Below are 13,111 nucleotides of genomic sequence, written 5' to 3' on the forward strand. Positions count from 1 at the left end.
TAACATCCAGAGGGATTGGGTTTGATAACCTAGGTGATTGTAGAGGTTTAAGGCGGCTTGGTTGGACTGAAATACTTGCAATCCGATTTGGCGATCGCCTCTTTGAATTGCCCAATTTTCTACATAGCGCATCAAGGCTGTACCAATACCTCGCCGTCGATGTTCTGGAACGACGTAAAGTAAAAAAATATGCGGATGACGGTTGCCACTAACTTGATCGATGGCATTCCCCACCCAGACACAGGCGATGGGAGATGAGGGTGATGATTTTGTCTGTTCTTCTTGGCTTCCCTGTTCCTCTACGCCTTCGCCTAAAAACTCTACCCACCATAGGGGGGTATCTTTGGAAAAGTATTGCTCAACGGTTCTAGCTAGATGGGCAAAGTCTTGTGTGGGAAATAAGTCTTGGTAGGTGCGCTGCATAAATTTGACTAGCAGCGATCGCTCTAACGTAGAACCGCGACGTATGTAGTAGCCCGGTATTAACAGTTCAAAATGCAAAATTTTAGTTATGAGTTATGAGTCATTAGTCATTAGTCATTAGTCATTAGTCATTAGTCATTAGTCATTAGTCATTAGTTATTAGTCATTAGTCATTAGTTTTTCTCCCCCACTCCCTCATCTCCCCCACTCCCTCATCTCCCCCACTCCCTCATCTCCCCCACTCCCTCATCTCCCCCACTCCCTTATCTCCCCCACTCCCTCATCTCCCTCATCCCCAAATTCCCAATCCCAATTCCCCATTCACCATTCCCACCTCTTCAATAGGTGCTGGTGCTGCCATGTCAGAGGGTAAAAATATCCTCGCGCTGACTGCTACTAGAGCGAGGATGAATACTAATACAACAAGTAAAGGAGCGATGTACTGACGAAAGATAGCCATAATTTTAGTTGCGATCGCTTCAGGTTTGTCACCAAACCCAAGCTTAAGTTTTGTAAATTTTCTTTGACTTATTTTAGCAACTTTTGAGCATTACTAACTCAGGCTTATCTAGTATCACGGTCTAAGTCATCAAGAACTCGCTCGCTGTACCAATTTTCTGGCATTCCTGGATATTTCTGTTTAGCTTGCTCAATTAAGCGTTCTGCGGCGGCTACATCACCTGATAACCTAGCAATCAGTTGGTTTTTGAGATAGTCTTCTTCAGTTTCCGGTACATCTTCATGAATGGGCTGATTAACTGGTTGCGAACTTGGTTCTCGCAATACTTGGGTTTGTTGCCGCTTTAACTGCCAGAACAACACGTAGTAGAGTGTACCAAAAATTAAAATTAAGCTCAGTGTTCCGAACAAAGTTAGCAGGTTAAAGGCTAAATAACCTAAAACTAATTGTGAAAGAACGTAGCCAAGTAACAACCCGGTGAATAAAAGAATAAATGTACCAATAAGAATTATTACTTGGTTTCCCATAAATCCTCATCTTCTGGTTCAAGTCCTGGTCGAGAAACTGCCACTGGTTTTGGATTCCAGGGGGCAAAAAATGGTAATAACAGCAGTCCTGGGACTGCGGCTACAATACTAATCACGAAAAATAAAGGCCAACCCGTACTTTTTGCTAGTGAACCAGCAGGAGCAACCAAAATGTCACGACTGACAGCCATGAAACTGGAGAGTAAAGCATACTGAGTAGCGGAAAAGCGTTGATTACACAAGCTCATTAAAAAGCCAACAAAGGCGGCTGTGCCTAATCCGGCGCAAAAGTTTTCAATGTTAATGGTTAACACTAGCACTTGGTAATTTTTACCCACTTGAGCTAGTAATAAGTAAGCTAAGTTACTCACTGCTTGTAGTCCACCAAACAACCAAAGTGAGCGATTGAGTCCAATTTTACTCAAAACTGCTCCCCCTGCTAGAGTACCAACAATAGTAGCAATTAGTCCCATGCCTCCTTGAATTGCACCAATGTCGGTTTGAGTGAATCCAGTTTGTAGCAGGAAGGGTGTGGACATATTGTTAACTAAGGCATCGCCTAGTTTATACAGGACGATGAACAGCAAAGTTGACACGGCATAAACTACACCTTGGCGTTGAAAAAATTCCCCAAAGGGCAAGATGACGGCGGCGGCTAAAGATTCCGGTGGTCGAGTATCTTCGGGTTCTGGTGCAAATAAAGTTCCCATGATACCGATGATCATGGTACCTGCCATCAATAAATATACTGATGACCAAGGGATATTATCAGCTAATATTAATGCTAGAGAGCCTGTGAGCAATAAAGCAATGCGATAACCTAACACAAAGACGGCAGCACCCGCACCCAATTCTGGTTTATCTAACACGTCGGTGCGGTAAGCGTCGGCGGCGATGTCTTGGGTGGCACTGAAAAATGCGATCGCTACGGCGTTGATGGCTAAAAATTGTAGTGCTTGTTTGGGTTGTTGCCCAGCCATACAGGCGATCGCTATGATTAACCCAATTTGCAATGTAATTAACCAACCGCGCCTTCTGCCCAAATACGGGAGTTTTAACCAGTCTAACAAAGGCGACCACAGAAATTTTAAGGAATAAGGTAATCCTACTAAGCTAAATAAACCAATGGCTGTTAAATCAACCTTTTCGACAGTCATCCAAGCTTGCAAGGTTTTACTGGTTAAAAACAACGGCAACCCAGACGAAAAACCGAGTAATAGTAAAGCTGCCATCTTGCGACTACCAAAAACTTGCAGTAGCGATCGCACTTGATTCATCATTCCTCACATTCCTGTTATGAATTTCATTTATCTTGCCACCATTCGCTCAACATAAATATTTTTTTCTGGAAAAATGGCACAAGTCAGCAAGTATAAAGCACTATAAAAGTGAATGTGAACAACTTAATTTTTTTTTACTTTTTGTTACTAATTGCTTAATTTATACGCATCAAATCAAACTGCATTGACTAATTTTTTAACTTATTTATATTTGATAAACTTCATGTCCCCTAATTTCTACACCGTGAGCAGCCAGACATTTTTGCCAACCTTCACGAGTACCTATCTCACTTTTCTGTTTGAGTAGTCCTAATTCCTGTTCTTGTTGGGTGAGTTTGGCAAATTGTTCATACAGAGGATAGTTAGCTGTCACAAAGGTTTCTTTGCGATGCAGTACGGGAGGGTTTGCCCTGTTACTATAATCTCGGTGCGTGACATACAAAGTTTTTAAGTCAATATTTATACTTGCTGTTAGGGCGGGATGGGGGTCTGTGTCGAATTCTGGGTAAAACAAATAGGAGATTTGCGGTTGGTCAGTGTAATATTTAATTAAAGTAGCACCATCAACCCGTCCAATGGTACGACTAGCACAACCTTCGTAAATGCGTAGTAAGGGGTCAAGAGCAGCTAAAGCAGAAATATGGACGTAAAGCGCACCGCGCGTATGTTTACCAATTTTGCTTTTCTCACAGGCGGTTTTGACAACTCCTGGTTTACCTAGACTAAATAATTTTTGATCAGCGACTTCACAAGCTTCCTCATAGCTACCGAAAAAGGCTTTGATATCGTGGCGCATTTCGGCTGGGAGTTGGGAAAATCGGGGACGTTGATCAAAGTGGGTGAGAGCGAGGTAAACTTGAATATCTAAAGAACGACGGTAGGCGATCGCATCCCATTCAGCTTCGTCGGTAGCTTGTAAAATCACATTAAAGGCACGACGGTAATTAGCAAATTCTGTCAGTATTTCCGCTTCTGTTTCCAGTTCACCTTTGACGGGTAATCTACCACGATGGGTGAAAAACTGCATGAGAGGTTGTAGTAGTTCTTGGTAATCCTCAAACCGCTTGGTAGGAATGCGGATGCGCGGTGTGGAGGTGCGAGAAAAGAAGCGGATGGCTTTAAAACTTTCTTTTGCCGTTTCATCTCGAAATACAAAGTAGACACCCAATGCCACTGGTACGGCATCTACATTTAAAACTTCATCAATATATTGTTTGAGTTCTTCTTGTTCGTAATACTTTTGAAAAGTATTGCGTTTAGTCACAATACCATCACTGTAAGCCAGTTGGGCTTTACTGGGAGCGTTAATTAAGACTTGAGCCGCAACGATTAAAACTTTGCGGGTGAGTTCCCAAGCTTGGATAAGACTTTGACGGCGTTCTTCAATATCTTCAATTACATTGAGAACATAACCCAAATTCACCACATCAGCAGCAGTGATAGTTTCATCCGGGTAGTAGTAAGGATCCCAACCTCCGCTAGTGTAGCCGAGGTTAGCTACACGCTGCACATCCCCACCATAGCCACAACCGTAGTCAAAAAAACTGGTGTCTTGGTTGAGGATTGCCGATTCTATAGCCAATCTTACAGGGCGAGAGATTTCATTGCGAGCGATCGCAGCTCTGTGACGCTCAATTTCTAGCGTTTCAGACATAATCATTAATCAATAGTCAGTAGAGACTTTGCATGCAACGTCTCTACAAGTCCCTCATTTCCCTCATTATGGTTTCAATTTTTGACCACTAAGGCAATTAAATCTTCAATTTTCTTGATATTTGGATCACCAGCTAAGTAACCGATACCACGATGTAAATGCAAGCGGAATTGAGTAGTGAGGGTGTCTTTATCAGTGGGATAACCATCATTATGACAGCGTTGTTTGAGGGCGAGCAGAAGAATATCAGACATTTCGCCACCAAAGACACGCCAACTCATTTCTACGTTGCTATCTTGAGGAATGGGTACTGGTGAGGGTGGGGTAGCTTCGGCGAGGGAACGACAAAATGCCCAACGACAAAGGATATTCCATTGATCAATTTTAGTGCTGCGTTTCAGCTTGAGGAGTTGCTCTTTAGCTGTTTGGGAAAGTTTGATGCGTTCAATAGGTGATTCCATAAAATTAGGCTGAGTTTCCTAATTTAGTATGAGCGATCGCCGCCAGCATTTGAATCACTTACAGGGGAGTGGGGGGAGTGGGGGAAGCAGGGGAAGCAGGGGAGGCAGGGGAGGCAGGGGAGAGAAACTAATAACCAATGACTAATGACTAATGACTAATGACTAATAACTAAAGTATAATTTCTTCGCCTTGTTCCGTGAAGCGAACTTCTTGAATTTTCCATTGAGAGTTACTGGTTAGGGTTTTGCGGAGACTGCCAAATAGGGCAAACTGTTCACAGCTAGAAAGTGAGGTAAATTGACGTTTTGACTGGGGAGAAAGTCGTAAATCAACTGTTGCAATGCCATTTTTGACGTTGACACGATAACCAGACAAACTCAAGTCGGCTGTTTCTTGTTCTTCTATGATTTTGCCGACTGCGCTAGTTACAGACTCTGTTGCTGGCACGGTGACTTTTTGGGGTAATAATTCCTGACACTGCACATCGCTGGTATATAAAGTCACATTTTCTGTTTTACTAGAGGCAGCTTTAGAGGTGTCAGTGGGAGACTGGATATTATTGAGTTTGGCTTCGCGTTGAGTATTATTTTGGGTTGAGGTGGGAGGTGATGCGTTGGGTGTGGTGCTGGTTTCGGGTAGGTTGGAAGTACAACTACTTGCGGCAGCTGCGATCGCTAAAATGATCAACGATAAAAGATATTTGGGATTCATATTCATAAACAAGCTTGTATATCTAGATTTTAACTTCAGTATTTTTTAGATAATTTTCATATAACGTTGAAGGGAAAATCATCTTGTTGTGGTTGGCTAGAGATTGGGAAACATAAATAGTAACGCATTCCCCAAGCATAGACAGTAGCGCAACTATGGCCGAGCATCTGATAGAAATAAGTAGAAATACTTATGAAGCTTTACAGCAAGAGTTAAGAGAACTGCGCCAATTAGTGGCAAATAGCAAGCAGAAATCTAGCCAGGAACAGATAGGGTTATTTATTGAATATACTCCGGCGGCGATCGCAGTTTTTGACCGTCAAATGCGCTACTTGCTAGCTAGTCAGCGTTGGCGAGAAGATTACGGTTTAGGAAATCAAGATATCATTGGTCGTTCTCACTATGAAATTTTCCCAGAAATCCCCCAATCTTGGCGGGAAATTCATCAACGCTGTTTGTGTGGAAACATTGAAAGATGTGACGAAGACACCTTTATCCGCGCCGATGGTACAACTGATTGGGTGAAATGGGAAATACATCCTTGGTATGAAAATTCTGGCGAAGTGGGCGGTATCATCATGTTTACCGAGGTGATTACCAATCGCAAACAGGCAGAGATAGCTTTAGCCAACAGTGAAAGGCGTTTGCGGGATATCGCCAGTAATTTACCAGGAGCGATTTTTCAATTTACCAATCGTCATGGTGTCTGGCAAGTAGACTACATCAGCGATTTTATTGAGGAACTGGCAGGAATCACCGCAAAAGACATGATAGAGGATTGTAGCTGTTTTTTCGACCTGATTCATTCAGAAGACTGGGAGAGTTTTGTAATTTCAGTTAACCAAGCTGTAGAAAATGCTACCCCTTGGCACTATGAAGGCCGTTTAATCAAGCCTAATGGCGAAATTCGCTGGTGGCAAGGAGACTCAACCCCTACAGTCAACGAGCAGGGCGAGGTGATATTCTGTGGTGTACTGTTAGATATTACAAATCGCAAACAAGCAGAAGCAGAACTTAAGCGGTTAAATGAGAAATTAGAGGCAAGAGTTGAGGAACGAACAACAGCTTTACTGGAAAGTGAAACACGATTGCAACGATTAGCAGACAATGTACCAGGGATGCTGTATGAATTTCATCTCCAACCGGATGGCACAATGTCATTTCCCTATGTTTCTTCAGGCTGTCGAGAAATTACAGAAAGAGAACCAAAAGAGTTACAAGATAATCCCTCGCTGACTCTGAGTGATGTTCATCCTGATGATATTTCTTATGTACAGGCGGCGATCGCTGACTCTGCCAAAACTTTACATAACTTCGGCAATGAATGGCGCATAATTACCCCCTCCGGTAAGCAGAAATGGATTAAAGCCAATTCTAAACCAGAACGCCGCATCGGAGGGGAAATTGTCTGGTATGGCTATATGCTTGATATCAGCGAAAGAAAAACAGTAGAAGCTCTATTACAAGAGCAAGAGGAGTTTTTACGTAGCATTTATGAGGGTGCTGATCAAATCATATTTGTCGTGGATGTTCTAGAAAACTGCGAATTTCGTTATGCTGGCTGGAATACCACAGCAGAAACAGCATCAGGAATTAATCGAGCAGAGGTTATAGGTAAAGCACCTGAAGATGTGCATGGTATGATTGAAGGTGCAGCAGTGCGTCAACGATACAGAAATTGTGTAGAAACTGGCATTCCTAACAGCTATGAAGAATGTTTAACTATACGCAATCAATCAACTTGGTGGTTAACTAAAATTAATCCTCTGCAAAACAGCGAAGGTAAAATTTATCGACTTGTAGGAACAACATTAAATATTACAGAACGCAAAAAAGCTGAAATTCAGTTGCAACAACAAGCCAAAAGCTTAGAAAACGCTCTCCGTGAATTGCAACGTACACAAACCCAACTGATTCAAAGCGAAAAAATGTCCTCACTGGGTAATATGGTGGCAGGTATTGCCCATGAAATTAACAATCCAGTTAACTTTATTCACGGTAATCTGATTCCGGCTAGTGAATATGCTCACGACTTGTTACACCTAGTGCAACTCTATCAAATTCACTTCCCTTACCCACCAGCAGAAATTCAAGAAGTGTTGATAGATATTGACTTTGAATTTCTCCAAGAAGACTTAGTAAAGCTGCTCACTTCTATGCGTGTAGGAACTCAGCGCATTCGAGAAATTGTCCTATCACTACGTAATTTTTCCCGACTTGATGAAGCAGAATTTAAACAGGTAGATATCCATGAAGGTATTGATAGTACCTTAATGATTTTACAGAATCGTCTGAAATCTAAACCAGGTCATCCAGAAATTTTAGTAATTAAGGAATATGGTAATTTGCCTCTGATTGACTGTTATCCCGGACAGCTTAATCAGGTATTTATGAATATTATTAGTAATGCGATTGATGCTTTAGAAGATTCATTTATAGGTGAACAAGCACAAATTCATATTTGTAGTGAAGTTATCAATAGTCACTGGGTAAGTATTAAAATTGCTGATAATGGTGCGGGTATTCCTGTTGACGTTGTTGACAAATTATTTGACCCTTTTTTCACCACTAAAAGTGTAGGAAAGGGTACAGGTTTAGGCTTATCTATTAGTTATCAAATTGTTGTAGATAGACATGGCGGTAAATTATCTTGTCATTCACAACCCGGACAAGGTGCAGAATTTATGATTGAAATTCCTATTAGTCAGAACAAATAGCGTCAATAGTAATGTAGGTTGGGTTGACGTAAGGAAACCCAACAGATTATGTGGATATGATGGGGAGAATGTTGGGTTGCGCCACGCTTAACCCAACCTACGCCAAATACCACAAAATAGTTTTTTGTCATAATTATTAGGCAAAAAGGTATTAAAACTTTACACTAATAAGTAAGGGACTTCCAGTAAATAAATTATCCAATCTTGTGGGATAAGCTCTCTAGCCCGTCCGGGTTTAAGGGCAGGCAAGATGCCTACCCCACAAGAATTAATTGAATATTTTTTTATTTGGAAGTCCCTAAGAAAAAAGTAAGCACGGGATTTTTTGCTAAACTGCGTAATCTAGATATACTAAGGAAAATTAATGGTACGACCACGTAAGCAGTTTGGTCAACATTGGCTCAAAAGTGACAAGGCTCTCGATGCAATTGTGAAGGCGGCGGAGTGTAGCACAAATGACCGGATTCTCGAAATTGGCCCCGGTACAGGTATTCTCACACGGCGTTTACTACCTTTGGTAGAGTCTTTAGTCGCGGTAGAAATTGACCGAGATTTATGTGAGTTATTAGTCAAACAACTAGGTAAGAAGGAAAATTTTATACTGTTACAAGGTGATTTTCTCACCCTAGATTTAGATGCTAATTTGGTAGCCTTCCCGAAATTTCAACAGCCGAATAAAGTTGTGGCTAATATCCCTTACAATATCACAGGGCCGATTATTGAGAAACTCTTGGGAACGATCGCCAACCCTAACCCCCAACCTTTTGATGCCATAGTCTTGTTAATCCAAAAGGAAGTAGCGGAAAGGTTATATGCTCAAGCTGGTTCAAAAGCTTTTGGTGCATTATCAGTCAGGGTGCAGTATTTAGCAGAGTGTGAGTTAATTTGTCATGTTCCCGCAGGTGCATTTTATCCACCGCCAAAAGTAGATTCGGCTGTGGTGCGCTTGCGCCCCCGTCAGATGGAAGTTACGGCGCGTGACCCCAAACGACTAGAGAATCTGGTAAAGTTAGGGTTTGGGGCGAAACGCAAAATGCTACGCAATAATTTGCAATCAGTCGTAGACCGCGATCGCCTGAGTCAATTACTGGAACAATTAAATATAAACCCCCAAGCTAGGGCTGAAGAAATCAGCACTCAGCAATGGGTAGAATTAGTAAATTTGTTAGACGTAGGGAATGGGGAGTAATACCAATTCAAAATTCAAAATAGCCTCCGGCAAGGCTTACGCCTACAAAATTCAAAATTAAGAAATGCTGAATTCGGGATAACTGGTATAAAAATTCCCCAGTCCCCAATCCCCAGTCCCTTCCAGTCCCCATATTATGCGTAGTTACAGTTTAATTGCACCTGCCAAAATCAATTTATATCTGGAAATCGTCGGCGATCGCCCCGACGGTTATCATGAGTTAGTCATGATCCTGCAAAGTATCGACCTAGCTGACAGAATTGAATTACGCTCGATTAGTGATGAAACTATCCGGGTTCATTGCAACCATCCCCAAGTACCCACAGATAAAACTAATCTGGTATATCGCGCCGCCGCACTCATGGCAAATAAGTTTCCTGAAGCTGTGGCTAAATATGGCGGTGTAGATATTACAGTTCACAAACATATACCCGTAGCGGCTGGCTTGGCTGGCGGTTCGACTAATGCGGCTGCCGTTTTGGTGGGGATCGATTTATTGTGGAATTTGGGATTAACTAAATCAGAATTAGAAGAATTGGGCGCAATTCTCGGCTCAGATGTTCCCTTTTGCGTGGCTGGTGGTACAGTTATCGCCACAGGTAGAGGAGAAAAACTTTCACCTCTGCCGAGTTTAGATCATATATATATAGTATTGGCTAAATATCGCAGTTTGGAAGTTTCCACCGCTTGGGCATATAAAACTTATCGCCAGCAGTTTGGTAGTTCCTATCTTCAAGATACCGATGATTTGGCAGCACGAGCCACCGCAGTTCATTCTAGTGCAATGGTGAAAGCTATCTTAGATAAAGATGCAACAGCAATTGCTCAACAACTGCACAATGATTTAGAGCGAGTAGTTTTACCAGCTTATCCCCAAGTGTTGCAACTACGAGAACTCTTTGCAGCCCAAACTGGGGTTTTAGCCACGATGATGTCTGGTTCTGGCCCCTCAGTATTTGCGCTGTGTGAATCATTACAGCAAGCGGAACAAGTTAAGCTACAAATTCGAGAAGCAATTCCCGATGAAGATTTAGAATTGTTCGTAACTCGCACCACTGCACAGGGTATTCATTTAGTGTAGGGAATTGGAAGATGACTTGTAGAGACGTTGCATGCAACGTCTCTACTGACTGACTATTGACTCTTGCCTATTGACTAATAATTATGAATGATCAAAATACAACGCCAAGCACAGATACTACAACACAAGTTCCACCAACGCCGTTACGTTGTGTAACTGGAGCGTTGATTTCTGGTGGCTTGGGTTATGCTTCATATTCTCTGATGATTGCGATCGCTACCACTTTTGCAAAAAAGCCAATTCATTCTGATAACCAATTAGTTGTCAATCTCACCTCTGCTGTTCGTACCTTAGTAGTTGGTATAGTCGCCTTGGGAACAGGAATCTTTGGTATTGTGGCAATTGGTTTATTGGCTTTAGCAATACAGCTATTGTTCCAAAATCTCACTAAGCCTAAAATTCGGGAATAGGAAGCAGGGGAGTGGAGGAAGCGGAGGAAGAAATTATTTCCCAGTCCCCAATCCCCATTCCCCAACTTAACTAACTCCGCTTAAAGGTACACAATTGTGCCATTGAGGGTGAGTATTCTTCAGTGGTAAGTTTGTCTTTTGCAGGTAGTGAGAGGATTGTTGTTGTTGTTTTCTCCAGGCTTTGGGAGGTAAACTGTGATACTGGCGAAACTGTCGAGAAAAATGACAGGCGTTTTGATAACCCAAGGCTGTAGCAATCTGTTCGATAGTCTTATTGGTGTTTTTTAATAACTCACGTGCTGCTGTCATCCGACGTTTGAGAATCCAGCCGTTGACTGTTTCTCCTGTTTCTTTAGCTACTTTATTAGTTAAATAAGCTGCCGAATAACCAACGGCATCGGCTACATCTGATAAAGTAATTCCTTGATGATAGTGCGCTTCAATATAATCAAATACTTCTTGCAGTTGCGGTATGGATGGGAAGATTGACTCTGGTTGTAAAGATAGGGACTCAGAAAGTTGGTGAGATTTGGTTGCATACCAATATCTGAGCAGAGCTTGCTTTTCTAATCGGATTGCGATCGCTTTGAGTAATGCTTCTATCGTAGAGGGTTTCATGATATAATCATCTGCTCCCAACTCCATACCCCTACGAACATCTGCTTGATTATTACTACCTGTGAGAAAAATAAACGGGATAATCGCCGTTAACGGATCTTGGCGTAGTGCCTTCAGAACACTATAACCATCCATATCGGGCATGACAATATCACAAAGTATCAAGTCAGGTAAATATTTTTGTGCAAGTTCAATCCCAACACTACCATTTTCTGCACCTATTGTGTCAAAACCTTCAGCCTCAAGAATATTTAAGAAGAGATAGCGGGTATCGGTTTCATCTTCAACTACGAGGATTGTTTTAGACGATTGGTTCATCATTTTTTTCTCACCAGGTCGTGTGGTCAGGCAATTCTTAACTAAATAGTTCCGAGTTGAAAAAACATTTATTTTACTGCTGGCTTTCTAGTTGTCACAGTTCGTATTCTTACTGGTTCTGTGTAAGCATTTGCTAGTTTATTTTGATGTTAGTCTAATTTTAACAATTTTTTAATCTATTTAGAGATTAGCAGATAAATTTATACTTATTATCAAATTTTGCTAAATATCATTTGAATTTATCTAGCAATGTGAACCAATTAATTTATATCAAACTTGATTATTAATTATTATAATTTTTGCCATCAAATTTTAGAACCTTGCTGATTGTCAAACTAGGTTAATTATGACTGGTTGTTCTGTCCTGTTATGATGCTGGCATTTTCAAATTTATCAACCTCATAAGTCTAATTTTTTCATGTCTATTGATCACGGATTGAACTACATAATCAGTTGCTGAGTCATCTGTCATAAGTAGTAGCTTTATTTTCAACATCTCTCTAAGTATTTATGAATGTCTCTCTCTCTAGAGGTAGAAAATGTTAAGTTTAATTGTGTTAACTAATACACAAGCCTGAGAAAGAGCGTGTTAACACCAAAAAGTTAGAACCGTCATCTGTCTAGCGTAATTGCTTACTAACAGCTTAATAAGATAATATGGACTTGATATTGGCTTGCTAGCAAGGATGAGTATCAGCACAAAATTGCTAAATTTGAAAATTAGTAGACTGTGTGCAGGTATTTTTGATGTTGTTTGTTGGCTTGATAGAAGTCCGATCAGTAAACACCGTAAATATCAACCATCGCCAGATATAAGTTATCCAGCCAAGCTAGGAGGGCATGATCAATAACATAGCTTTTGGCCACTTTGAGATAAACAATACTTGGTTAACAGTCAGAATTGTGGCTAAAATGGCAGACATAATAACCTTGACATTAATTTACATAATTTTTGCTCAATTATTTAGATAATAAATGATTGATTTAGGGGATTTTACTGGTGTTTGCTGGCAAAGATAACAATAAACAATGAAAAATTAGCCAGGAAATAAATGCTCATCAATCAAGCCGAAGTGGTATAATTGGGGGTTGTGTGCAGATTCAGTATCTGAACAATTAAAAGTCCAAGGTAATTTTAAATTAAAGGAACAAAAGAAGAGATAAGTCTAACAAAAAAAACATCATATATCTACTGCCAAAGATTGAGTAATCTAAGCAAAGAAGCTACTTCTGCAAAACGGTTCATTGTTAGGGGCTGGAT

12 protein-coding genes are annotated in these 13,111 nt (G+C 41.1%); 4 read left to right on the forward strand and 8 right to left on the reverse strand.

Going from position 1 to position 13,111, the window contains the following annotated elements; translation table 11 throughout:
• The 7 genes from A3775_RS19165 to A3775_RS19190 form a co-directional block, all read right to left on the reverse strand.
• Positions 1-501 (reverse strand): N-acetyltransferase (locus A3775_RS19165; protein ID WP_082803791.1); only part of this gene is annotated, 501 nt, incomplete at its 3' end.
• A 211-nt stretch (positions 502-712) separates the two neighbouring features.
• Positions 713-883, reverse strand: coding sequence for a hypothetical protein (locus A3775_RS24760; protein WP_197480195.1), 171 nt, complete (start codon positions 881-883; stop codon positions 713-715).
• Between the two features lie 104 nt (positions 884-987).
• Positions 988-1,410 (reverse strand): hypothetical protein, encoded by a 423-nt coding sequence (locus A3775_RS19170; protein WP_066377006.1) that lies wholly within the window; start codon positions 1,408-1,410, stop codon positions 988-990.
• A complete protein-coding gene (locus A3775_RS19175; protein ID WP_066377004.1) occupies positions 1,395-2,687 on the reverse strand; it encodes an AmpG family muropeptide MFS transporter in 1,293 nt (430 codons plus the stop codon). Before A3775_RS19175 ends, A3775_RS19170 begins: the two co-directional genes overlap by 16 nt.
• A gap of 208 nt (positions 2,688-2,895) precedes the next feature.
• Positions 2,896-4,344: a DNA phosphorothioation-associated putative methyltransferase gene (locus tag A3775_RS19180; protein WP_066426312.1), complete on the reverse strand. Its 1,449-nt coding sequence runs from the start codon at positions 4,342-4,344 to the stop codon at positions 2,896-2,898.
• 74 nt (positions 4,345-4,418) lie between these two features.
• On the reverse strand, positions 4,419-4,805 hold the full coding sequence (gene dndE / locus A3775_RS19185; protein ID WP_066377001.1) for a DNA sulfur modification protein DndE: 387 nt from the start codon (positions 4,803-4,805) through the stop codon (positions 4,419-4,421).
• Between the two features lie 169 nt (positions 4,806-4,974).
• Positions 4,975-5,523, reverse strand: a complete 549-nt coding sequence (locus A3775_RS19190) for a GerMN domain-containing protein (RefSeq protein ID WP_066377000.1) — start codon at positions 5,521-5,523, stop codon at positions 4,975-4,977.
• A 149-nt stretch (positions 5,524-5,672) separates the two neighbouring features.
• Between A3775_RS19190 and A3775_RS19195 the strand changes: the two genes are divergently transcribed.
• The 4 genes from A3775_RS19195 to A3775_RS19210 all read left to right on the forward strand — a co-directional run bounded on the left by A3775_RS19195 (position 5,673) and on the right by A3775_RS19210 (position 10,914).
• Positions 5,673-8,234: a PAS domain S-box protein gene (locus A3775_RS19195; protein WP_066426315.1), complete on the forward strand. Its 2,562-nt coding sequence runs from the start codon at positions 5,673-5,675 to the stop codon at positions 8,232-8,234.
• A gap of 364 nt (positions 8,235-8,598) precedes the next feature.
• Entirely contained in the window at positions 8,599-9,423 is an 825-nt protein-coding gene (gene rsmA, locus A3775_RS19200; protein WP_066426316.1) for a 16S rRNA (adenine(1518)-N(6)/adenine(1519)-N(6))-dimethyltransferase RsmA, read from the forward strand.
• A 136-nt stretch (positions 9,424-9,559) separates the two neighbouring features.
• Complete coding sequence (ispE, locus tag A3775_RS19205) at positions 9,560-10,504, forward strand: 4-(cytidine 5'-diphospho)-2-C-methyl-D-erythritol kinase (RefSeq protein ID WP_066376997.1); 945 nt, start codon at positions 9,560-9,562, stop codon at positions 10,502-10,504.
• Between the two features lie 83 nt (positions 10,505-10,587).
• On the forward strand, positions 10,588-10,914 hold the full coding sequence (locus A3775_RS19210) for a DUF3082 domain-containing protein (RefSeq protein WP_066426318.1): 327 nt from the start codon (positions 10,588-10,590) through the stop codon (positions 10,912-10,914).
• Between the two features lie 66 nt (positions 10,915-10,980).
• Here the strand turns inward: A3775_RS19210 and A3775_RS19215 are convergent, their stop codons facing one another.
• Positions 10,981-11,853, reverse strand: coding sequence for a response regulator (locus tag A3775_RS19215; RefSeq protein ID WP_066376990.1), 873 nt, complete (start codon positions 11,851-11,853; stop codon positions 10,981-10,983).
• Between the last annotated feature and the right edge of the window lie 1,258 nt (positions 11,854-13,111).

Source organism: Anabaena sp. 4-3, from assembly GCF_001597745.1.
Classification (GTDB): domain Bacteria; phylum Cyanobacteriota; class Cyanobacteriia; order Cyanobacteriales; family Nostocaceae; genus Trichormus.